Here is a 22,329-nt window from a genome sequence, read left to right on the forward strand (position 1 = left end):
CAAGCTCGCCCGACGGCAGGCGCGGCGGGTGCCGTCAGTATTTCGAAGGCACGTACATCTCCGGCGGAATCGGGCCGCGGTGATAGTCGGGATTACGGACGCGCGGCGGCAGCACCACGGGCACGCGGGCGACCTCCTGGTACGGCATCTGGCTGAGCAGATGCGCGATGCAGTTGAGGCGGGCGCGCTTCTTGTCGACGGCGTCGACGATCCACCACGGCGAATCCGGCAGATGCGTGTGCTCCAGCATCGTCTCCTTGGCCTTGGTGTACGCCTCCCAGCGGCTGCGCGCCTCGACGTCCATCGGGCTCAGCTTCCATTGCTTCAGCGGATCCCTGATGCGCATGCTGAAGCGGAACTGCTGCTCGTCGTCGGTGATCGAGAACCAGTATTTGACGAGAGTGATACCGGAGCGGATCAGCATCCGCTCGAACTCCGGCACCGTCTTGAAGAACTCCTGGTATTGCTCCTCGGTGCAGAAGCCCATCACGCGCTCGACGCCGGCGCGGTTGTACCAGCTGCGGTCGAACAGCACGATCTCGCCGCCGGCCGGCAAATGCGACACGTAGCGCTGGAAGTACCATTGCGTGCGTTCGCGCTCGCTTGGTGCCGGAAGCGCCGCGACACGGCAGATGCGGGGATTGAGCCGCTGGGTGATGCGCTTGATGACGCCGCCCTTGCCGGCGGAGTCGCGGCCCTCGAACAGCACCACGACCTTCTTCTTCTCGCTCTGCACCCAGTCCTGGAGCTTGACCAGCTCGCCCTGGAGCCGCAGCAGTTCCCGGAAATAGAGCCTGCGATCAACCGTCGGGCGGAGCGCGTCGGTCTCGTCCAGCAGCTCGTCGAGCCTGCTGTCATCGAGCTCCATCTCCAGCTCTTCGTCGAGATCGTCGGTCATTTCCCGGATGATGCGCTCGCGTTTGGCCATTTCAGGGGTGCGGTCGGATGCGGTCATGGGTCCTTCTTTCGGCAGGGTGCCTGTCGCCCGTGACCATCGGCGGGGTTTATTGCGCCCATGTGACACCGGTTCCGAAATAGCCCGGCGGGGCCGTCAGACCGGCAGGGCGATCGAATATTTGACCTGGCTGAGCGCGAAGCTCGACTCGATCGAGGCAATGCCGTCCAGCCGGGTCAGCTTGGTCTTCAGGAAGGTCTCGTAGGAGGCGAGGTCGGCCGCCACCACGCGCAGGAGATAGTCGCGGTTGCCGGTCATCAGATAGCACTCCAGCACCTCGTCCCATTTCGAGATCGCGCGGGCGAAACGATTCAGATCCTCCTCCTTCTGCCGCGCCAACTTGATCGAGATGAAGACGCTGACATGCAGCCCCAGCGCCTTCTGGTCGACGGTCGCGATGTAGCGGCTGATGACGCCGCGCTCCTCCAGCAGCTTGACCCGGCGATGGCAGGGCGACACCGAGAGCCCGACCTTGTCGGCGAGTTCCTGCATTGTCAGCCGGCTGTCGTTCTGGAGCAAAGCGAGGATTTTCCGGTCGATGGCGTCGAGGTCTGGCATTGGGATGAAACCTGTCTGAAGTGCTGATCCATTGGTAAAGTATCCCAATATTTGGAGGTATGGCGCGAAAAATTGAGAAGTTTGGCGCCGCCCGCGGGCGTATCATCGTCCAACCTGTTTCCGGGAGCCATTGCGATGCCCGTTGATACCGCCCGTCTGGACACATTGACCGCGCTGGCCCGCAAGGCGCTGTGGCTGTCGTCATGGACCATCCATCACGCCAACCACATCCGCGCCAACGCGGACGGGCTCAAGGTCGGGGGACACCAAGCCTCGTCTGCCTCGCTCGCGACCATCATGTCGGCGCTGTATTTCAGCGTGTTGCGCCCTGAGGATCGCGTTGCGGTGAAGCCGCATGCGAGCCCGGTGTTCCACGCCATCCAGTATCTGTTCGGCCGGCAGACTCGCGAGAAGCTGGAGAACTTTCGCGGCTTCAAGGGCGCGCAGTCCTATCCCTCGCGCACCAAGGATGTCGACGACGTCGATTTCTCGACTGGGTCGGTCGGCCTCGGCGTCGCGCAGACGCTGTTCGCATCGCTGGTGCAGGACTACGTCAAGGCGCATGGCTGGATGAAGGATCGCCGCGAAGGGCGGATGATTGCCCTCGTCGGCGATGCCGAGATGGACGAGGGCAACATTTTCGAAGCGCTCGCCGAAGGCTGGAAGCACGGCCTGCGCAACACCTGGTGGGTGGTCGACTATAACAGGCAGTCGCTCGACGCCGTTGTGCGCGAGGGGCTCTGGGAAAAGTTTGAGACCATGTTCCGCAATTTCGGCTGGGACGTGGTGATCGTGAAATATGGCCGCCTGATGCGCGAGGCCTTCGCCGAGCCCGGCGGCGAGGCGCTTAAAGCTTGGATCGACAATTGCCCGAACGCGCTCTACGCGGCTCTGTGCTTCCAGGGCGGCGCCGCCTTCCGCAAGCATCTGCACGACGAGATCGGCGACCAGGGCCCGATCACCAAGCTGATCGACAGGCGCAGCGACGAGGAGCTGCTGGCGCTGATGTCGAACCTCGGCGGCCACGACATGGCGAGCATGCTGGAGGCGTTCGAGTCGATCGATCACGATCGCCCGGTCTGCTTCATCGCCTACACCATCAAGGGCGTCGGCCTGCCGTTCCAGGGCCACAAGGACAACCACGCCGGCCTGATGACGGTCACGCAGATGGAGAAATATCGCGAGAGCCAGAACATTCGTGCGGGCCATGAATGGGACAAGTACGAGGGCCTCGCGCAGGACGCCGCCGAGCTCGACGCCTTCCTCGCGCGCGTGCCGTTCAACCAGGACGGCCGCCGGCTGACCGCGCCCGTGGTCGGGGTGCCCCAGCAACTCGCGTTCAAGCCGTCGCCGCAGATGTCGACCCAGCAGGGCTTTGGCCTCGTGCTGAACGAGATCGCGCGCGACGACAGCGAGCTGGCGAGGCGCATCGTCACGACCTCGCCCGACGTCACGGTCTCGACCAATCTCGGTCCGTGGGTGAACCGGCGCGGCCTGTTCGCGCGCGGCGAGAAGGCGGATTTATTCCGCAGCGAGAAAATTCCCTCCACGTTCAATTGGGACTTCTCGCCCAAGGGGCAGCATCTCGAGCTCGGCATCGCCGAGATGAACCTGTTCATCATGCTCTCGGCGCTCGGTCTGTCGCACCAGATCAACGGCGAGCGGCTTTTGCCGGTCGGCACGCTCTACGATCCCTTCATCGAGCGCGGCCTCGATGCATTGAACTACGCCTGCTACCAGGATGCGCGCTTCATGGTGGCCGCGACGCCCTCGGGCATCACGCTGGCGCCTGAAGGCGGTGCGCACCAGTCGATCGCGACGCCGTTGATCGGCATGGCGCAGGACGGGCTCGCCTCGTTCGAGCCGGCTTTCGTCGACGAGCTCGCCGTGATCATGGCGTGGGGCTTCAATCACATGCAGCGCGATCCGGGCGAGGGCGGCTCGGTCTATTTGCGGCTCTCGACGCGCAGCATCGAGCAGGCGCAGCGGATCATGACGCCGGAGCTTGCGCAGGGCATCACCGACGGCGCCTATTGGCTGCGCAAGCCGGGGCCCAATGCCGAACTCGTGATCGCCTATACCGGCGCGGTCGCGCCCGAAGCGATCGAGGCGACCGGCTTCATCGGCGAGAGCCGCCGTGACATCGGTCTGCTCGCGATCACCTCGGCGGATCGCCTGCATGCGGGTTGGACCGCTGCGCGGAAATTGCGGCGCGATCGGCGGGGTGTGCAGCATCTCAGCCACATCGAAAAGCTGCTCGCGCCGCTGCCGCGCGACTGCGGCATCGTGACCGTGATCGACGGCCATCCCTCCGCGCTCGGCTGGCTCGGCAGCGTCCGCGGTCATCGCGTCGAGGCACTCGGCGTCGAGCAGTTCGGCCAGACCGGCACCATCGCGGACCTCTACCGCCATTACGGCATCGATGCGAACGCCATCATCGATGCGGCCGAAAGCCTCACCACCGGCGCACCGGTGCTGCACCGGAAGATGGCGGTGTAGTTGAGGTAACTGCCCTGTCATTCCGGGGCGACGCGTAGCGTCGAGCCCGGAATCCATACTCCCGATCGTGGTTATGGATTCCGGGCCCGCGCCAAGTAGCGCGTCCCGGAATGACACCTGAGGGAGCCTTGCCTCGTTCCCGCCATCGGCTCATATATCCTCCGTCCGCAGCAACGCTGGCCCCGCATATGGCGGGTTCAATTGCCGGCGCTTTCGTGCAAGGATGCCTGCCGAAACGCCCCCTCCAAGCCCCCAAGAAGAGGTTAACGATGGTCAATCGCATGCAATTCTACATCGACGGCGCCTGGGTCGATCCCGCCGTCAAGAAGTCCACCGCCGTGGTCAATCCCGCGACGGAAGAGGCGATGTACGAGGTTGCGCTGGGCTCCAAGGCTGACGTCGACAAGGCCGTCACTGCTGCCAAGCGCGCCTTTGCAACCTTCTCCCAGACCAGCCGCGAGGAGCGCGTCGCGCTGCTCACGAAAGTCATCGAGATCTACAAGGGCCGCCTCAAGGAGATCGGCGCCGCCGTCTCCGACGAGATGGGCGCGCCGCTGCCGATGGCGGAGAAGCTCCAGGCCGGCGCCGGCCTCGGCCACCTCATGACCACGCTCGACGTGCTCAAGAACTATCATTTCGAGGAACCGGTCGGCACCGCCATGGTGCTGCGCGAGCCGGTCGGCGTGGTCGGCATGATCACGCCCTGGAACTGGCCGCTGAACCAGATCGCCTGCAAGGTTGCGCCTGCGCTCGCCGCCGGCTGCACTATGATCCTGAAGCCGTCGGAGTTCACCCCAACCTCGGCGTTGATCTTCGCGGAAATCCTCCATGAAGCCGGCGTGCCGAAGGGCGTGTTCAACCTCGTCAACGGCCTCGGCCCCGAGGTCGGCGCCGCTATGAGCGAGCATCCTGACATCGACATGATCTCGTTCACCGGCTCGACCCGCGCCGGCATCGATGTGGCCAAGCGCGCCGCGCCGACCGTGAAGCGCGTCAGCCAGGAGCTCGGCGGCAAGTCGCCGAACGTCATCCTCGAAGGCGCCGACCTGACCAAGGCGGTGACCGGCGGCGTGATGCACATGTTCAACAACTCCGGCCAGTCCTGCAACGCACCCTCGCGCATGATCGTGCCGCTGTCGAAGATGAAGGAAGTCGCCGCGATCGCGAAGGCTGTCGCCGATAAGACCAAGGCCGGTGATCCCCGCGCTGAAGGCACTACCATTGGTCCGGTCGTCAACCGCGGCCAGTGGGACAAGATCCAGGGCCTGATCAAGAAGGGCATCGACGAGGGCGCAACGCTCGTTGCCGGCGGCCCGGGCCTGCCCGAAGGCGTCAACAAGGGCTTCTACGTCCGTCCAACCATCTTCGCCGACGTCACCCCCGACATGACGATCGCCCGTGAAGAGATCTTCGGACCGGTGCTCACCATCATCGGCGCCAAGGACGAAGCCGAGGCCGTGCACATCGCCAACGACACGCCCTATGGTCTCGCGGGTTACGTCTCGGGCGCTTCGGTTGAGGACGCCAAGCGCGTGGGTCGCCAGATCCGCGCCGGCAACGTCAATCTCCAGGGCGTGCCCAACGACCGCACCGCGCCGTTCGGCGGCTACAAGCAGTCGGGCAACGGCCGCGAGTGGGGCAAGTACGGCCTCGAGGACTTCCTCGAAGTGAAGGCCGTTGCGGGCTTCAACGCGGCGTAAGTTTTTTCGCCTGAACAAGCATGACGCCGGAGCGGGAAACCGCTCCGGCGTTTTTCGTTTTGCTCCGTCGTCATTGCGAGGAGCGCAGCGACGAAGCAATCCAGGCTGTCTCCGCGAAAACAGTCTGGATTGCTTCGCTTCGCTCGCAATGACGGAGGAGGGACCTCGTTGGGTGGGCAAAGGAGCGTAGCGACGTGCCCACCATTCCGCGACGAACAAGAAGCGGTGGGCACGCTTTCGCTTTGCCCACCCTACGAGACCGTCTCTGCGGAACGCCTATCCCCCGACCGCGCCTTGCGTGTTCACATACAGCGCGTAGATCGACTGGCTTGCCGCCATGAACAGGCGGTTGCGCTTGACGCCGCCGAAGCAGAGATTGGCGCAGCGCTCGGGCAGCGCGATGCGGCCGATCATGACGCCGTCGGGCGCGAATACGACGACGCCGTCGAGCTCGGGATCGCCCATACCCCAGCCGCACCAGAGATTGCCGTCGATGTCGCAGCGCATGCCGTCGGGCGTGCCCGGGCCGGCATCGATGTGGACGCGCTTGTTGGAGATCGTGGTGCCGTCGGGCGAGACGTCATAGGCGAGGATTTTTCGGTTCGGCACGCCGCGCGATTCCACGACATACAGAATCTTCTCGTCGGGCGAGAAGCACAGCCCGTTCGGACCGAGCACGCCTTCGGCGACGATGGTCGCCTTGCCCGTTGCAGGATCGAGCCGATAGACGTTCGGCTCGATCTCGGGCTCCGCCTTGTAGCCCTCGTAATTGCCAAGCAGGCCGAAGGTCGGATCGGTGAACCAGATCGAGCCGTCGGACTTCACCACCACGTCGTTCGGCGAGTTCAGCCGCTTGCCGCCGAACGAATCCATCAGCACGGTGATGCTGCCGTCATATTCGGTGCGCACCACGCGGCGGCCGCCATGCTCGCAGGTGACGAGCCGGCCCTGACGATCCCTGGTGTTGCCGTTGGCGAAATTCGAGGGCTTTCGGAAGACCGAAACGGTTCCGGTCTCCTCCTCCCATTTGATGATGCGCTGGTTCGGGATGTCGCTGCACAGGAGATAGCGTCCGTCGCCGAACCACACCGGACCCTCGGCCCAGCGCAGGCCGGTCGCCAGCCGCTCCACTGCCGACAGCTTTAGCCAGTATTTTTCGAAGCGGGGGTCCAGTGCTTTTATCGCCGGATCGGGGTAATAGGTCGCCGGCCGCCAGCCTTGAGTGTGGGGCGATGCATCGTTCATGTGCAGGTCTCTTTGTTGCGTTCCCTCTGTCCAAGTCTGCTAGCATCAGTTATCTACGGCCGCAAATCGGTCACCACAGGCGAGGGAAGACATGCCGCGTATTTTGATGACGGGAGCTTCGGGCGGAATCGGCACGAGCCTGCGAAAGCTGCTGCCGCCGATCTATCCGGATCTCCTGCTCTCCGACATCAAGCCGCCCGCCGATCTCGGCGCGAACGAACAATTCAAAGCGGCGGATCTCGCCGATCTCGCGCAGTGCGAGGCGATCTGCGATGGCGTCGACGGCATCATCCATTTCGGCGGCTATTCGGTCGAAGGCACCTGGGACCAAATCCTCCAGGCCAACATCATCGGCGGCTACAATTTGTTCGAGGCCGCGTACCGCAAGGGCGTCAAGCGCGTGGTGTTCGCCTCGTCCAACCACGCGGTCGGCTTCTACCCCCGCCATCACAAGATCGGGACCGACGTCACCCCGCGCCCCGACGGGCGTTATGGCGTCAGCAAGGTGTTCGGCGAGGCCGTCGGTGCGCTCTACGCCGACAAGCACGGCCTGAAGGTGACCTGCCTGCGCATCGGCAATTTCGGCGACATGCCGCTCGACCAGCGCCGGCTCTCGATCTGGCTGAAACCCGACGACCTCGTGCAGCTCTGCCGCATCGGGCTCGAACATCCCGACATCCATTTCGAGGTCTTCTACGGCGCCTCCCTCAACGAGCGCGCCTGGTGGGACAACCACCGCGCCTACGAATTCGGCTATCGCCCGACGGGGCGCGCCGAGGATTTCCGCGAGCACGCGATGGCCGAGCAGACCAAGCTGAAGCCGGATCCGGTCGGCGACCACTACCAGGGCGGCGCGTTCTGCAGCAACGAGTTCGACGGCGACACGAGCCGGATCATTGATTGGAATAAGCGCTGAAATGCCATACCCCCTCTCCACAGTTATGAGGTGAGGGGGCCTCTCCGCGGCACTCGTGCCGGCATGCAGCCTAGTCCATGCCTTCATCGGGAATGTTCAAGACGGTGCCACACGCTTTGCAATGCACCGCGTCGACATCGTGGCGCTGCAGGGCGCAAACCGGACAGGGGAAGCGTACCTTGGAGGGCGCGAGCAGTGCCTTGGCGAGATTCAGGAAAAGGGTCACGCCAAAGATCATGATGACGACGGTGATCAGGCGGCCGACGGTCCCTGGCAAGGTGATGTCGCCGAAGCCGGTCGTGGTCAGTGCGGTGACCGTGAAGTAGAGCGCGTCGGCATAGTTGGCGATCTGATGATTGTGAGACTTCTGCGTCTCGTAGACGATCCCGGTCATCACGAAAATGAACACGCCGAGGTTCACGACGGCAAAGACGACTTCCTCGTTTCGCCGGAAGAAGGGGCTGTCGACCCGGAGCCGCGCCACCATCTGGTAGTCGCGCAGCAGCCGCAATGTTCGAAATGCGCGCAGGAAGCCGCCGGCCTCTCCGGCGAGCGGCGCAAGGAACGAGATGATGACGACGATGTCAGTCCAGGTCGAAAGTCGCGCCAGGTCATGCAGCGGTTGACGGCTGATGATCATCCGTGCGGCGAAATCCGCAAGGATCAGCACGCCGAACACGACATCGAGCGACTCGATGGCCCTGTTGCGAGGCAGGAACGAGGTCGCGATGATGAACAGAACCGTGACGATGTCCAGCGCGAGCAGGGCGTATCGGAATTTTATGCAGCCGAACGTGTCGCCTTCGTAAAGTTGCCGGATCCTGCCCTTCAGGGCCTCGAATGGGACGGCGACGGCGTCGAGCGGCCCATGTCCCTTCGTACTGTTGCGATAAAATGCCATGGTCAGCGACCGCCGCGCATCTCGGTAGCCTATGCTTCCGAAGGATCGAGCATTTCGCCGATCTTGTTGACGGCGACATTGATCGACATGCCCAGGTAATCGCCGGGTTCGCCGAACCACGAGCCAGTCAGCGGCACGGCCTGGCCCGGATGCCGCGCAATGGCCACCGGAATGAGGTCGAAGCCAGCGCTCAAACTGTTGGTTGGATCGTAATCCAGCCAGCCGGCGCCGGGCAGGAATACCTGCACCCATGCGTGGGTCGCGCCGGAGCCGGTCATGCCCACGGCGCCGCCATCGAGCGCCGCATCATAGAGATAACCGCTGACGAAGCGCGCGGCAAAGCCGAGCCGGCGCAACGTCTCGATCATCAGCCAGGCGAAGTCCCGGCAGGTGCCCGATTTCGTGCGCAGCGTTTCGCCGGGTGACTGTGTGCCTTCGGCATCTCTGCCGCAATAGCTGAAGTCGCTGCGAAACTTGCCGAGCATTCGGCGCAGCACGTCGGCGGTCCGATCCTGATCGCCGGCAACGAAGCTCTTGGTCCACGCCGCATGGCTGCCGTCTGCATCGTCGGCATGCGGGCGCAGGTAACCGGCAAGGTCGGTCCATTCGTCCGGGGTGTACTGCACGGGGACCTCCTCGGCCCGGAGGTCCAGCGGAAATGTCTCCAGACCCTTGATGCCAAAATAGACGCCACGAACCCTGAACGTGAATGTCAGCTCGCTGCCGGGTTCGCTGAAGTCCATCACCGTGACGGCATTGGAGCGGGAGTCGGTTACCCAATGCACCTTTGATGGCAGGCTGGTAGCAGCGGACCAGCGAAGCAGCCGGGTCGAGGCGCCGCGCCGCGGCAGGAACATCGCCCGGTGCGTGCCGAACCTCACCGGCTTTGCATAGCGGTAGGTCGTGGTGTGCGTGATCTCGCCTATGATCGCCATGCATCGATCCGCTTCGCATTGCGGGGCTCGTTGAGCACCTTCCGCACAAGAAAGAGCAGGGACCAGCTTTCGGCTCGGCCGCTGCTGCCCATTGATCTAGATCAACGTCGTTCCCGGGATCGTCTGGCCCATCAAGCGATCACGCATTCCTTCAGACGTTGATGTGCAAACCGACCGAATGGAGCGATGGACATGGGTATCCTTTGGACGATCATCATTGGATTTATCGTCGGCGTGGTCGCGAAATTCATCATGCCCGGCGACAAATCCGAGCCCACGGGGTTCATCCTGACGACGGTTTTGGGGATCGTCGGTGCGTTCGTCGCGACGTGGCTCGGTCAGGCCGTGGGATGGTATAAGTTCGGGGAGGGCGCCGGCTTCATCGGCAGCGTGGTCGGCGCCATCATTCTCCTCTTCCTGTACGGGCTTGTTATGGGTCGTCAGGGCCGCGCCTGATCGACCCGAATGATCTTGCTGCGCATGAAAATCAAATTGTCAGTCGTCGCGATGCTCGCGACGATCGTACCGGGAGTCATGTCAGGATCGGCGCGAGCCGCAGCCCTCAGCGATGCCGAGGCGACGTTCCTTGACCAGCTCGTCACCGCATCGGTGGTGCTGGAGCAGCGATGCGACGGTTACGAGGTCGACGGCGCCGGCGGCGTTCAACTCGGCGCCCGGCTTCTCGGCAGCCCTGAGGCGGCGATGGCCATGATCGACGCCTATGCTGCAGCCATCAAGGCCCGCGACGGCGAGACCTACGATCCCGGTAAATTCCGCCCCGAGGTGCGTGAGGCGGCCGGCAAAACGTTCAGGCGCGTCCGGACGGACTTGATCAAGAACCCGACAAGGGGCTGCGCTGACTACGGCGATGCCAGCGTGGACCGCGGTTTGCTGAGGCGGTACTGAACGCGAACAAGCTCTGATTGAGAAGGACCTGTCACTCGCGTCATGCTATCGTCTGTTCCGGGACGTGCATTGCCGTCCCAGGCAACAAGAACAGGGAGGATGGCTATGAAGACGTTAGCGATGTCAGCGTTGATCCTTGCTACCTTGTCGATCGCGCCGGTGAGCGCCGCACCGATCGGTCCCGCGGCTCACCTGAACCCAAACCAAGGTCCGGGATGCTCGCTCTCCGGCGGCGCGGTTGCGAATTGCAAGAACGTCCTCAACTTCAAGTCCTACTACGAGTGCCGCAGTAACCGCATGGAGCGAGGCTGGACGGGCGTTGAGAGCGGCTACTACTGCCGGGCTCTCGACCTCAAATAAGAGCGCGGGTCAGTTCAGAATTTTGGGAGGCCGCCTGCGTTGGCGGCCTCTTCTATCGCGATGAGTGTCAGGCACGCATCCCGATCGCCGGACGAAATGGCGGGCCGTCCCAGGGCTGCGGTGCGGCGGCATAGCGGTCGAAGCGCATTGTGTGGCTGGCGAGCCCCTGGCTCAACACGCGCAGGCTGTTCGCATAGCCGAACATCGCTATGAGCGGTACCGTCGCATCGATCGCGACCGTGTCATCGTCGACGACCCTGGAGTGGGCGGTCCCACGCCGTGATGTCAGGTCGTCAACGATCGATTGTGCGAACGGCGTCGGTGTCACCACTTCGACCTTCATGATCGGCTCAAGCAAGACCGATTCTGCCGTTTGCAGCGCCCTGCGGAACGCGGCATTAGCCGCGATCTCGAAGGCGAGCGGTGAAGAATCGACGTCGTGATACTTGCCGTCGATCAGCTGGACCCTGACGTTCACCACCGGAAAGCCCGCAATCACGCCGCAGGCCAGTACGCTTTCGAGCCCTTTCTCGATCCCGGGCATATATTTGTTCGGTAGCGCATCCACACCAGTCTTGCGTTCAAGCTGGTATCCCGTGCCAGGCTCATTCGGCTCGATGGCAAGCTTGACGGCGGCAAACTCCCCCTTGGGCCCGTAGATCTTTTTGTGAGTGTATTCCGCCTCCGCACGTTTGGTCGGATGCTCGAGAAATGCCACCTGCAGGGCACCAATATTGACGGCTATTCCAGAGGTCCGGTTGAGGGCGTCGATCGCGCTCTCGATGCGGGTTTCGCTCGTTCCCTTCAGGATGATCTGAGCAGAGTCTTGATCGACCGACACGGCGAGCGCTCCGTCCTTGGCGGTGAGCTTCAAGAGCGCAGCAACGAGCTTCTCATGATCGGCCCTGGACTTCGCTTCGATGGCGACGTCAACAAGCAGGGGTGGCGTGCTCACATCATGCGGCATTGTAAGACCTGTAGCGTTGCCTTGGTCTAGCGTCAGCTCTCCTCACCCGCAATCCTCGCCAGATAATCCGACTTGCTGAACTGCATGTGATCCACACACAGCTGCGCCAACGCCCAGCTGTCGCGGCCCTTCAACAGCTCGATCATCAGCTCGTGTTGGCGCCGCGATTGCGCAAGTCCCTCGCGGTCGGCGAGGTTCTTGGCGCGCATCGGCAGCGTCAGGCTCATGTAGTCCTGGAGCGACCGCACCAGATAGGGATTGCCGCAGGCCGAGAACAGCGCGAGGTGAAAGGCGTCGTTGGCCTCGTGGATGCCGCGCAGATCCTGCACATCGGCCTTCGCGCAATATTGCCGTTGCAGTGCGGTCAGCTCGTCGATCAGGCCTTGCGGTGCGGGCAGGGGGATCATCAGCGCGGCCTGCCGGGTCAGCATCTCGCGGACCTCGTAGATCTGCCGGACTTCCTCGGCCGAGTAGAACCGCACGGTGGCGCCGACGTTCTTCTCGCGGCGGACGATGCCGCGGCGCTCGGCATCGACCAAGGCCTGCCGCACGAAGTGCCGGGAGGTGCCGTAGCGCGACATCAGCGCGTCTTCGGTGAGGCGCGCGCCCGGCGGCAGGCGGCCGAAGATGATGTCCTCTTCCAGCCGCGCGACGACATCGTCCGGATCGTCGCGCCGGACCGGCATGGCGTCTGCGGTGCGGATGTCGGACATGCCCTCAGCCTCCGGCTCATGCCGGTCCGCCTTGTGGAGCAGGGAGAACCCGGATTGTCAATAATTTGTGTCGGAAGGCGGTGTCTGGGGCAGAAAGCGCGACGATCTGGCCCAATCTTATTGACAATCAGGGGGCAGGCTGTAGCACAATGGCAAGCGAGAAGGAGCGGTATGATGACGAGTGGTTTGCGCAAGGGTCTGACGAGCTATGGCGATGCCGGCTTCTCGCTGTTCCTGCGCAAGGCGTTCATCAAGGCCATGGGCTATTCCGACGACGCGCTGGAGCGCCCGATCGTCGGCATCACCAACACCTATAGCGACTACAATCCCTGCCACGGCAACGTCCCCCAGATCATCGAGGCCGCCAAGCGCGGCGTGATGCTGTCGGGCGCGATGCCGTTCGTGTTTCCGACCATTTCGATCGCCGAGAGCTTTGCGCATCCGACCTCGATGTATCTGCGCAATCTGATGGCGATGGACACCGAGGAGATGATCCGGGCCCAGCCGATGGATTCGGTGATCGTGATCGGCGGCTGCGACAAGACCCTTCCTGCGCAGGTTATGGCCGCGATCAGTGCTGATTTGCCGACCGTCGTCATTCCCGTCGGTCCCATGGTGGTCGGCCATCACAAGGGCGAGGTGCTCGGTGCCTGCACCGATTGCCGCCGTCTCTGGGGCAAGTATCGCGCCGGCGAAATGGATGATGCCGAGATCGAGGAGGTCAATGGCCGCCTCGCGCCGTCGGTCGGCACCTGCATGGTGATGGGCACGGCCTCGACCATGGCCTGCATGATCGAAGCCATGGGTCTGTCGCTGCCGATGAGCGCGACGATTCCCGCGCCGCATGCCGAACGCTTTCGCCTTGCCGAAGCGAGCGGCAGGGTTGCCGCCGAGATGGCCAAGACCAAGGGGCCGAAGCCGAGCGAATTGCTGACGCCGGCGTCTTTCAAGAATGCGCAGGTCGTGCTCCAGGCGATCGGCGGCTCGACCAACGGCCTGATCCATTTGACGGCGATGGCGCACCGCTCGCCCCACCGCCTCGATCTCGAGGTGTTCGACCGGATTGGCCGCGAAGTGCCGGTGCTGGTCGACCTCAAGCCGTCGGGCGAACACTACATGGAGCATTTCCACCACGCCGGTGGCGTGCCGAAATTGCTGGCGCAGCTCGGCGATCTCGTCGATCTCGACGCGAAGACCATCAGCGGCCAGACGCTGCGCGATGTCGTCGCGAATGCGGAGGACGTGCCTGGCCAGGATGCGATCCGTCCGCGCGACAATCCAATCAAGAAGGAAGGGGGCCTTGCCGTCCTGCACGGCAATCTCGCCCCGCGCGGTGCCGTCATCAAGCAGTCGGCCGCGAGCCCCAAGCTGTTGCAGCACACCGGGCGCGCGGTGGTGTTCGAATCCGTCGAGGACATGACCTTGCGGGTCGACCATCCCGATCTCGACGTGAACTCCGACGACGTGCTGGTGCTGCGCAATGCCGGCCCCAAGGGCGCGCCGGGCATGCCGGAGGCGGGTTATCTGCCGATCCCGAAGAAGCTCGCGCGCGGCGGCACCAAGGATATGGTGCGCATTTCGGATGCGCGCATGAGCGGCACCGCGTTCGGCACCATCGTGCTTCACATCACGCCGGAATCCGCCGTCGGCGGACCGCTCGCGCTGGTGAAGAACGGCGACATGATCCGGCTGGATGTTGCCAAGCGCAGCATCGAGCTGCTGGTCGATGCCGCCGAGCTGGAGCGTCGGCGCACCGCATTGAAGCCGGCGGCAGCACCCGATGAGGCGCGGCGCGGCTACGCCTGGCTGTTCAACGAGACCATCATGCAGGCCGACGAGGGCTGCGACTTCGATTTCATGCAGAGGACTGGGAAGCAGACTGAGAAGGGGTGACGAACCACCCGAACGAGCGCTCAGACCGCACAAGCGGCGGGCGATAAAACAGGGGGAAACGATGATTGCACGATCCATGCGTGGGTTGGTGGCCATGGCCGCCGTACTTTTCGTCACCGGGGCCGGGGCACAGGAGGTGAAGCATTATCGCTTTGCCTACGATCAGCCGCGCAACACCGGCTATTCCATCGCGGGCGACCTCTTTGCCGACAAGCTCAAGGAATTGAGCAAGGGCACCATGATCATCGACCAGTATCCGGGCGCGCAGCTCGGGCAGGAGCCGCAGGTGCTCCAGCTCGTGAAGGCCGGCGACATCGAATTCGCCATCATCTCCTCGGCCAACACCGCGACGATTTCGCCGCAGGCCGGCGTGATGTCGCTGCACTTCCTGTTCCGCGACGAGAACCACGTGGTCAAGGGGCTGGCCGATCCCCGCGTGTTCGAAGCGCTCAAGACCATGATCGACGAGACCACGCAGGGCCTGCACGTGATTGCGACCGGTTCGCAAGGTGTGCGCCACATGTACTCCAAGAAGGAGATCCACAATGTCGGCGACATCAAGGGGCTGAAGATCCGCGTCCAGGCGACCGCGACCGAGGACATGATGTTCCCGGCCTACGGCGCCCAGACCGTGCACATGCCGTTCGGCAGCGTCTACACCAGCTTGCAAACCGGCGTCGTCGACGTCGCCGAGAACAGCATCAATGTCTACCTCGTCAACAAGCACTACGAGGTCGCCCCGGTCCTCAACATCACCGAGCACGAGGCCAACAACGCGCTGGTGTTCGTCTCCGACAAGCTCTGGCAGAGCCTATCGGCGGAGCAGAAGGGGTGGGTGCAGGCGGCGGCCAACGAGGTCAGCACGAAAGAGCCGCAGAAGGCGTTCGACCTCGAGCGCACCGCGGCCGACAAGCTGAAGAAGATGGGCGTGAAGATCGTCGACAACGTCGACAAGAAGAGCTTCACGGTGATCGCCGACCCCTATCTCGACAAGCTCGCCAAGGAGCTCGGCCCGCATGCCGAGAAGATCAAGAATTTGATCCGGTCGGTGAACTAGTTACAGCAAAGTCGTCATGCCCGGGCAGAAGCGCGAAGCGCGCCTTCGCGCCAAATGTCCCGGGCATCCACGTTCTTCCTTCGAGCCCGCACCAAGTGCGTGGATGACCGGGACAAGCCCGGCCATGACGGAAAGCTGCAGCCGGGAGCAACAATGTCCATCGCCGACAAACTGCTGGTGCAACGGCAACGCCACCTGAAATGGCGCTGGCTCGACTGGCTCGAGCTTGCGCTGATGGTCCTCTGCGGCGTGCTCTGCTTCGGCTTCTCGCTGTCGGTCACCGCCGACATCGTCACACGCACCATCGGCCACCCCTGGCTGTGGCTCCAGGAAGTCACCTCGACGCTGTTCATCTATGCGATCTTCGTCGGGACCGCGGTCGCGACCCGGCGCAACGATCACCTCTATCTCACCGCGATCTCCGAAGCGATGCACGGCACGGCGCGGCTGATCGTCGAAGTGATCATTCGTCTCGTCGTGCTCGGCGTCGCCTTCTGCCTGATCTGGTACGGCTATCAGAACTATCTTCGCGGCTTCGGCAGCTTTCGCTTGCCGTCGGGCACTCCGATCGCCTCGCTCTATGCGATCATCCCGCTGTCCGGCGTGCTGATCGGCCTGTTCACCATCGAGCAGCTCGTCAACGGCTTGCGCAACGGCTTTGACCATCACGAGCCGCCCGAAGAGGACGGAGCGCCCGTCATCACGGACGTGCAGATGAGGGCGCAGCCGTGAGCGCACCCGTTGTCCTGGCGTTGATGTCGATCTGCTTCCTGTCGTTCGGCTATCTCGGCGTGCCCGTGCCGTTCTCGCTGATGGCCGGCGTGTTCATTGGTGCGCTCCTCTCCGATGTCTCGCTGGCCGCGATCATCCAGAAGATATTTGACGGCGTGGACTCCGAGGCGTTGCTGGCAATCCCGTTCTTCCTGCTGGTCGGCGAGCTCATGAGCTCGGCCAACGTGGTGGTACGAATAGCCAACCTGTCAGTATCGCTGGTCGGACACATCAGGGGCGGGCTGTCGCAGGTCGTCGTTGTCTTCAGCATGTTCTTCTCGGAAATGTCGGGCTCGACCACTGCCGACGTCGCCGTGATGAGCCGTGCGCTGGGCGGCCCGATGAAACGCGAGGGCTACGAGCCCGCCTTCATTGCGGCGATCATCGCGTCCGCTTCGACCATCGCTGCACTGGTGCCGCCGAGCATTACGGCGGTGGTCTATGGCGCGGTCGGCAACGTCTCGATCGCCGGCCTGTTCATGGCGGGGGTGGTGCCCGGGCTGATGATCGGCTTCGGGTTGATGATCTATTGCTACTTCTTCGGCCCTTCCGGCCTGCGCAAGCCGCGCGCGCCGCTGCGGCAGGTGGTGTTCGCCGCGGGTGACGCCGCCCTGCCGCTGATGATCCCTGTCATTTTGCTCGGCGGCATCCTCACCGGCTGGTTCACGCCGACGGAAGCCGGCGTCGTTGCGGTGGTCTGGATTGTCGTCGTCGTGATCCCCGCGCTGAACCGCGGGCATATCAAAAAGATCCCATATGATTTCTGCCTTGCAGGCTTGATCTTCTCGCTGCCGCTGATCACGATCGGCGCTGCCAATGCCTTCGGCTGGATGCTCGCTTACTTACGCGGTGCGAGTTACATCGCCGACATGATCACCTCGATTGCCGGCAACGATCCGCATCTGATCATGCTGCTGATGGTGCTGCTCTTCACTGTGGTCGGTGACTTCATCGAGCCGGTGCCGACCATCATCATCTTCATGCCGCTGGTCAACGCGCTGACCGAGGCCGGCGACATCAACGCCGTGCACATGGGCGTGGTGCTGATCGCCACGCTCGCCTTTGGCCTGATCACGCCGCCATACGGCCTGGTGCTGCTGATGGCCTCGAAATTCGTCGGCATCAGTTTTGCCAAGGCCTTACGCGCCGCCTTGCCGATCTATGTGGTGTTCCTGGCCACGATCGCGTTCGCGATCTATTTCCCGAGCGTGGTGCTGTGGCTGCCGCAGAAAGTGCTGCCGGAATCGGTCGGCTGCTTCAAGTCGCTGGCGGGGACAGGCTACATCTGTCCTAAGTGACGAGCTACTCGACGCGCCATTGCCCGCCTTCACGGAGGTAGCGAAACGGCGTGCCGTGGCTGTTCTTGAAATAGCTGCCGCACAGTGACTTCGCAATTCCCTGCATCACCGCGTCGTGGCAGACGAACAGGAAATCGTCGTCAGGATGACGGTCGAGCCATGCGGAGACGCAAGCCAGCGACCGTTCCGTCATGGCGTCCCAGTTTTCGCCGTCGGCGGGGAGGATCGAGACGAGGCCCGTCGCCGAGTTGACGCCGTGCTTGATCATGAGGTCGCGGACGGGGAGGCCCTCAAAGCTTCCGAAATCGAACTCGATGATGCCGTCATCGATCGAGAGCGGCACCGAGATGGCGTCTGCGATGATCTCGGCCGTTCGTGCCGCGCGCACCAGCGGGCTCGCGACGATTCGGCTGATGCCGATCCCGCGCAACATGTCCGCGGCCTCGTGCGCCTGCGCAAGGCCGTCCGCGTTCAGCGGGTTGTCGGTTCGTCCCTGAAACAGCCCCTGCCTATTCCAGTCGGTCGCGCCGTGGCGCAGGCCGCAGAACGAGCGCGCCGGTGCCGGCACGCTCACTTGCCCTTGCTCGTGAATTTCTTCACGGCGGCGCGGAAATCCTCCGTATTCATCGCCATGATGATCTTGTGCTCCTCGGCATCGAGCTGCTGCTTCACCGGCGTGGTCGCGGCCTGGTAGACCAGCGACTTGGTGCCGGCGATCGCCGCCGGCGGATTCTGCGCCAGGCGCTCGGCGAGTTTTCGCGTGGCCGCCTTCAACTCCGCGGCGGGGACGACCTTCGCAACCAGGCCCCATTCATAGGCCTGCTGCGCGGTAAAATTGTCCTCCGACAGGAAGATCTGGAGCGCACGTCTCGATCCGACCGTACCGACGATCCCGACCGTCGAGCCGCCGTCCGGCGATACCCCGATCTTGGCATAGGCCGGCGTGAACTTGGCATCCTCCGCGGCGATGCAGAGATCGGTGACGAAGGCGAGGCCCATGCCGGCGCCGGCCGCCGAGCCGTGCACGCTGGACAGCGAGATCTTTGGCATGCGCCGGATGATCTCGATGAAGGCGTGATAATGCTTCAGCAGCTCGCCAACGACCGGCGTGACCGTGCCGGTTTCGGCCGCAGCGCCGATCGTCTGCAGATCGCCGCCGGCCGAGAAGGCGCGGCCTTCTCCTTCGAGCACGACGACCCTGATGTCGTCGGCGCCTTCGAGATAGGCCGCGAGCTGTTCGAGCTTCTGCGCGATTGCAAGGTTGACCGAGTTGAACGCGGCGGGGCGGTTGAGCGTGATGGTTGCGATCGGGCCGTCGATCCGCAGCAGGGCGGGATCGTCGGGTTTGGAGACGGGAGCTGGCATCTGGAATATCCCCGGCATGAGGTCGTTGCTGCAACTAAATCGCAGAAGGTCGGGGGTGACAATCCCCGCATGCCGCTCTTGCGCAGGACGGAATGATGGGCTCAAATGGGCCGCCTTCGTTTAGGAACGGACACGAGCGCCGGCTCCTCCTGGGCAAGCCAAGCCAATATCAGCGAGAGAGGAGACGACATGGGTGACGCTCGTGTCTCCGGAAATGGGCTGTTCCAATGACGGGTGGTCCGGTGATCATTGTCGGAGCCGGCCATGGCGGCTACCAGGTCGCGGCATCCCTGCGCCAGGCGGGCTTTTCCGACCGCGTCTGCCTGATCAACGACGAGGCGCATCTGCCCTATCAGCGGCCGCCGCTGTCCAAGGCCTATATCAAGGGCTCGGCCGGGCCGGAGAGCCTGATGTTCCGGCCGGAGAAATTCTACCAGGATCAGAAGATCGAGCTGATCGCAGGCCGCGCAGTGTCGATCGATCGCGCCGGCCACAAGGTGCATCTCGCATCCGGCGAGACGCTGCCTTACGGCCACCTCGTGCTGGCCACGGGCGCGCGCAACCGGCTGCTTGATTTGCCGAATGCGAATTTGCCCGACGTGAAATACTTACGCATCCTCGACGACAGCGAGGCGCTGCGGAAGATCATGCCGTCGAAGAAGCGCGCGGTGATCATCGGCGCCGGCTTCATCGGCCTGGAATTCGCGGCCACCGCGCGGATCAAGGGGCTCGAGGTCGACGTGCTCGAACTCGCCCCGCGCGTGATGGCGCGCGCGGTGACGGCGGAGGTCTCGGAGTATTTTCAGGCGCGGCATCGCGAGGCCGGCATCCGCATTCACCTCGGTGTGCAGGCAACCTCGATCGAGGCTGAGGGCGGCAAGGTCACCGGCGTTTCCTTGAGCGATGGAAGGCATCTGCCGGCCGACCTCGTCGTGGTCGGTGTCGGCGTGCTGCCGAACATCGAGCTTGCGGCGGAGGCGGGGCTTGCCGTCGCCGCCGGCATCATCGTCGACGAATATCTCTCGACGTCCGATCCTGGCATCTCCGCGATCGGCGACTGCGCGCTGTTCGCCAGTCCGCGCTTCGGCGGATCGCAGCGGCTGGAATCGGTGCAGAACGCCACCGATCACGCCCGCTGCCTCGCGGCGCGGCTGACCGGCGACCGCAAGGCCTACGACAGTCATCCCTGGTTCTGGAGCGACCAGGGCGACGACAAGCTCCAGATGGCGGGGCTGACCACCGGCTACGACCGCGTCGTGCTGCGTGGCGATCCCGAGAAGAAAGCGTTCTCGGCGTTCTGCTACAAGGGCGACAGACTGCTCGGCATCGAGTCGGTCAACCGTGCCGGCGACCACATGTTCGGCCGACGCCTGTTCGGACTGGAGCGCTCGATCACGCCGGAGCAGGCCGCGGACGAAGGCTTCGACCTGAAGAGCGCGCTGGCCTGATCAGCTGGCCTTGACGACCGCGGCGACTTCCGCGGCCGTCGGCATCGACGGCCCGGCGCCCATCCGCTGCACGCTGATCGAGGCGGCCGCGTTGGCGAAGGCGAGCGCGGCACGCAAGGACACGCCCTTCGCCAGCTGCGCCGCGAGCGCGCCGACGAAGCAATCGCCGGCGCCGGTGGTGTCGACCGCTTTCACCACGCGGCCGGGCACCGCGAATTCCTCGCGGCCGGCGAGCGCGAGCACGCCCCGCTTGCCGAGCGTCACGCAGATGATCTGGTCCTCGCGTGCCTGAAGTTGTCGCGCGACGTCGATGATTGTTGCGGCCTCGTCGCCGTCGGAGAGCTCCACGCCTGCGAGGAAGCCGAGCTCGGTCTCGTTCAGCACGAGGATGTCGACGAGCGCCAGCAGCTCGGCGGACATCTTTTGCGCCGGTGCCGGGTTGAGCAGCGTCGTGGCGCCGGCGCTACGGGCGCGCTGGAAGAAGGCGGCAATCGTCGGCAGCGGAATCTCGAACTGGCTGACGGCCACATCGCCCTTCGCCAGCGGAACGTTCGCGACATCGTCGGCGCTGACCAGCGCATTACTGCCGGGGATGACGACGATGGTGTTGTCGGAGGCCGCCACCGTGATGATCGCGGTGCCGCTATGCGTGTCGGCGTCCCGAACAGAGCCGAGCTCGATGCCCTGCGCACCGAGGAACATCCGCAACTCAGCGCCAAATGAATCCTTGCCAAGCCGGCCGATCAGCGTGGTCTTCACGCCGAGTCGCGACGCCGCGACGGCCTGGTTTGCACCTTTGCCGCCAGGAAAATACAGCACCTGCCGGCCGGCGACGGTCTCGCCGACTTTGGGGTGGCGATCGGCGGTCGCCACCACATCCATGTTGATGCTGCCGGCGATAAAGACGCGCCCCATGATATGCCCTTACAAAACCCTAGACCCTGACTTCGAACTCGTGCCTGACTTTGGCGATGTCCACAAGGGTCGGCAGCCCGGCCTCGTTGCCGAGGCGCTGGATCTTGAAGGTCGAGGCGGCGCGGGCAAAATCAAAATGCTCGCGCCAGCTTTTGCCGGGATGGGCGAGGTAGGAATAGACATAGGCGCCGTGGAAGACGTCGCCGGCGCCGTTGGTGTCGATCACGCGCTCGCGCGGGATCGGCATCGCCGGCATGACCTCGACCGCACCCGTTTCATTGTACCAGAGCAGACCCTTCTCACCCATGGTGACGCCGCCGATCTTGCAGCCGCGGCTCTTGAGGTAGTCGAGCATCTTCTCGGGCGTCAGGTCCATCTGCTCGCATAGGCGTTCGGCGACGATGGCGACGTCGATGAATGCGAGCAGCTCATGCGTGTTGGTGCGCAGGCCGCCGCCGTCGAGCGAGGTCAGGATGCCGGCCTCGCGGCAGACTTTTGCATAGTGGATCGCGGCATCGGGCTGATGGCCGTCGATGTGCAGGGCGCGGCAGCCGCCGAGATTGAGCATGGGGAACGGATGGATGTGCTCGTCGTCGCGGCAGCGGACGATGGCGCGCTTGCCGTCCTTGGGCATGATGAAGGACAGCGAGGACTGGTTCACCTTCCGCCCGTGCAGCGAGATCGCGTATTTCGCGCACATGTCCTGGAACATCCGCCCCAGCCAGTCATTGGCCGCCGTGGCGATGAGATCGGGCACGATGCCGAGCTTGGCGCAGCAGAACGCCGCCGTGACCGCGTTGCCGCCGAAGGAGACCGCGTAGTCGGTTGCCACGTGCTTTTCGTCGCCGGTCGGCATGTGGTCGGTGATGAAGACGACGTCGATATAGGTCTGACCGATAAAGAGAGCCTGCATTGGTTGTCCGTGAT

At 63.9% G+C, this 22,329-nt stretch carries 22 protein-coding genes; 11 read left to right on the top strand and 11 right to left on the bottom strand.

What is annotated here, in order from left to right; genetic code table 11:
• Window positions 1-34 precede the first annotated feature (34 nt).
• Window positions 35-955: a polyphosphate kinase 2 gene (gene ppk2, locus AB7245_RS12275; RefSeq protein WP_085404422.1), complete on the bottom strand. Its 921-nt coding sequence runs from the start codon at window positions 953-955 to the stop codon at window positions 35-37.
• A gap of 96 nt (window positions 956-1,051) precedes the next feature.
• A complete protein-coding gene (locus AB7245_RS12280) occupies window positions 1,052-1,513 on the bottom strand; it encodes an Lrp/AsnC family transcriptional regulator (RefSeq protein WP_014497003.1) in 462 nt (153 codons plus the stop codon).
• Between the two features lie 135 nt (window positions 1,514-1,648).
• Between AB7245_RS12280 and AB7245_RS12285 the strand changes: the two genes are divergently transcribed.
• Together AB7245_RS12285 and AB7245_RS12290 are read left to right on the top strand one after the other, a co-directional pair.
• On the top strand, window positions 1,649-4,012 hold the full coding sequence (locus tag AB7245_RS12285) for a transketolase (RefSeq protein WP_135216300.1): 2,364 nt from the start codon (window positions 1,649-1,651) through the stop codon (window positions 4,010-4,012).
• 269 nt (window positions 4,013-4,281) lie between these two features.
• Window positions 4,282-5,712, top strand: coding sequence for an aldehyde dehydrogenase family protein (locus tag AB7245_RS12290; protein ID WP_085404420.1), 1,431 nt, complete (start codon window positions 4,282-4,284; stop codon window positions 5,710-5,712).
• Window positions 5,713-5,988: 276 nt separating this feature from the next.
• On the opposite strand, the gene AB7245_RS12295 is transcribed toward AB7245_RS12290, so the two are convergent.
• Window positions 5,989-6,957 carry an SMP-30/gluconolactonase/LRE family protein gene (locus tag AB7245_RS12295; RefSeq protein ID WP_085404419.1) on the bottom strand — a complete coding sequence of 323 codons (969 nt, stop codon included), beginning with the start codon at window positions 6,955-6,957 and terminating at the stop codon, window positions 5,989-5,991.
• Window positions 6,958-7,048: 91 nt separating this feature from the next.
• On the opposite strand from AB7245_RS12295, the gene AB7245_RS12300 reads away from it, so the two are divergent.
• The gene (locus tag AB7245_RS12300) at window positions 7,049-7,873 is read left to right on the top strand and encodes an NAD-dependent epimerase/dehydratase family protein (protein ID WP_085404418.1); all 825 of its coding nucleotides are present in this window, start codon (window positions 7,049-7,051) and stop codon (window positions 7,871-7,873) included.
• Window positions 7,874-7,943: 70 nt separating this feature from the next.
• Here the strand turns inward: AB7245_RS12300 and AB7245_RS12305 are convergent, their stop codons facing one another.
• A complete protein-coding gene (locus tag AB7245_RS12305; protein WP_193560925.1) occupies window positions 7,944-8,774 on the bottom strand; it encodes a potassium channel family protein in 831 nt (276 codons plus the stop codon).
• 29 nt (window positions 8,775-8,803) lie between these two features.
• The gene (locus AB7245_RS12310) at window positions 8,804-9,709 is read right to left on the bottom strand and encodes a transglutaminase family protein (RefSeq protein WP_085404417.1); all 906 of its coding nucleotides are present in this window, start codon (window positions 9,707-9,709) and stop codon (window positions 8,804-8,806) included.
• Between the two features lie 192 nt (window positions 9,710-9,901).
• Between AB7245_RS12310 and AB7245_RS12315 the strand changes: the two genes are divergently transcribed.
• From AB7245_RS12315 to AB7245_RS12325, 3 genes are all read left to right on the top strand, one after another.
• On the top strand, window positions 9,902-10,165 hold the full coding sequence (locus tag AB7245_RS12315) for a GlsB/YeaQ/YmgE family stress response membrane protein (protein WP_028146794.1): 264 nt from the start codon (window positions 9,902-9,904) through the stop codon (window positions 10,163-10,165).
• 24 nt (window positions 10,166-10,189) lie between these two features.
• The gene (locus tag AB7245_RS12320) at window positions 10,190-10,615 is read left to right on the top strand and encodes a hypothetical protein (RefSeq protein ID WP_085404551.1); all 426 of its coding nucleotides are present in this window, start codon (window positions 10,190-10,192) and stop codon (window positions 10,613-10,615) included.
• A 105-nt stretch (window positions 10,616-10,720) separates the two neighbouring features.
• Window positions 10,721-10,975 carry a hypothetical protein gene (locus AB7245_RS12325; RefSeq protein ID WP_135216299.1) on the top strand — a complete coding sequence of 85 codons (255 nt, stop codon included), beginning with the start codon at window positions 10,721-10,723 and terminating at the stop codon, window positions 10,973-10,975.
• 67 nt (window positions 10,976-11,042) lie between these two features.
• On the opposite strand, the gene AB7245_RS12330 is transcribed toward AB7245_RS12325, so the two are convergent.
• Both AB7245_RS12330 and AB7245_RS12335 read right to left on the bottom strand, forming a co-directional pair.
• Complete coding sequence (locus AB7245_RS12330; RefSeq protein ID WP_085404415.1) at window positions 11,043-11,942, bottom strand: hypothetical protein; 900 nt, start codon at window positions 11,940-11,942, stop codon at window positions 11,043-11,045.
• Window positions 11,943-11,974: 32 nt separating this feature from the next.
• Window positions 11,975-12,655 carry a GntR family transcriptional regulator gene (locus AB7245_RS12335; RefSeq protein WP_085404414.1) on the bottom strand — a complete coding sequence of 227 codons (681 nt, stop codon included), beginning with the start codon at window positions 12,653-12,655 and terminating at the stop codon, window positions 11,975-11,977.
• Between the two features lie 174 nt (window positions 12,656-12,829).
• Between AB7245_RS12335 and AB7245_RS12340 the strand changes: the two genes are divergently transcribed.
• The 4 genes from AB7245_RS12340 to AB7245_RS12355 all read left to right on the top strand — a co-directional run bounded on the left by AB7245_RS12340 (window position 12,830) and on the right by AB7245_RS12355 (window position 17,674).
• A complete protein-coding gene (locus AB7245_RS12340) occupies window positions 12,830-14,548 on the top strand; it encodes an IlvD/Edd family dehydratase (protein ID WP_085404550.1) in 1,719 nt (572 codons plus the stop codon).
• Between the two features lie 61 nt (window positions 14,549-14,609).
• Complete coding sequence (locus tag AB7245_RS12345) at window positions 14,610-15,605, top strand: TRAP transporter substrate-binding protein (RefSeq protein ID WP_063984777.1); 996 nt, start codon at window positions 14,610-14,612, stop codon at window positions 15,603-15,605.
• 153 nt (window positions 15,606-15,758) lie between these two features.
• Window positions 15,759-16,337 (top strand): TRAP transporter small permease, encoded by a 579-nt coding sequence (locus AB7245_RS12350; protein WP_085404413.1) that lies wholly within the window; start codon window positions 15,759-15,761, stop codon window positions 16,335-16,337.
• The gene (locus AB7245_RS12355; RefSeq protein ID WP_085404412.1) at window positions 16,334-17,674 is read left to right on the top strand and encodes a TRAP transporter large permease; all 1,341 of its coding nucleotides are present in this window, start codon (window positions 16,334-16,336) and stop codon (window positions 17,672-17,674) included. The genes AB7245_RS12350 and AB7245_RS12355 overlap by 4 nt, the downstream gene beginning before the upstream one ends.
• Window positions 17,675-17,678: 4 nt before the next feature.
• On the opposite strand, the gene AB7245_RS12360 is transcribed toward AB7245_RS12355, so the two are convergent.
• Both AB7245_RS12360 and AB7245_RS12365 read right to left on the bottom strand, forming a co-directional pair.
• Window positions 17,679-18,248 carry a histidine phosphatase family protein gene (locus AB7245_RS12360; RefSeq protein WP_085404411.1) on the bottom strand — a complete coding sequence of 190 codons (570 nt, stop codon included), beginning with the start codon at window positions 18,246-18,248 and terminating at the stop codon, window positions 17,679-17,681.
• A complete protein-coding gene (locus AB7245_RS12365) occupies window positions 18,245-19,039 on the bottom strand; it encodes an enoyl-CoA hydratase/isomerase family protein (protein WP_085404549.1) in 795 nt (264 codons plus the stop codon). The genes AB7245_RS12360 and AB7245_RS12365 overlap by 4 nt, the downstream gene beginning before the upstream one ends.
• 227 nt (window positions 19,040-19,266) lie before the next feature.
• Here AB7245_RS12365 and AB7245_RS12370 point away from each other — a divergent pair, with 227 nt between their 5' ends.
• Window positions 19,267-20,487 carry an NAD(P)/FAD-dependent oxidoreductase gene (locus tag AB7245_RS12370; RefSeq protein WP_085404410.1) on the top strand — a complete coding sequence of 407 codons (1,221 nt, stop codon included), beginning with the start codon at window positions 19,267-19,269 and terminating at the stop codon, window positions 20,485-20,487.
• Here the strand turns inward: AB7245_RS12370 and AB7245_RS12375 are convergent, their stop codons facing one another.
• Both AB7245_RS12375 and AB7245_RS12380 read right to left on the bottom strand, forming a co-directional pair.
• Complete coding sequence (locus AB7245_RS12375) at window positions 20,488-21,402, bottom strand: ribokinase (RefSeq protein WP_135216297.1); 915 nt, start codon at window positions 21,400-21,402, stop codon at window positions 20,488-20,490. It lies immediately after the preceding gene.
• 19 nt (window positions 21,403-21,421) lie between these two features.
• Window positions 21,422-22,315 carry a sugar kinase gene (locus AB7245_RS12380; protein ID WP_014496984.1) on the bottom strand — a complete coding sequence of 298 codons (894 nt, stop codon included), beginning with the start codon at window positions 22,313-22,315 and terminating at the stop codon, window positions 21,422-21,424.
• Window positions 22,316-22,329 lie beyond the last annotated feature (14 nt).

It is taken from the genome of Bradyrhizobium sp. 604_D8_N2_3, from assembly GCF_051810765.1.
GTDB classification, from domain to species: domain Bacteria; phylum Pseudomonadota; class Alphaproteobacteria; order Rhizobiales; family Xanthobacteraceae; genus Bradyrhizobium; species Bradyrhizobium barranii.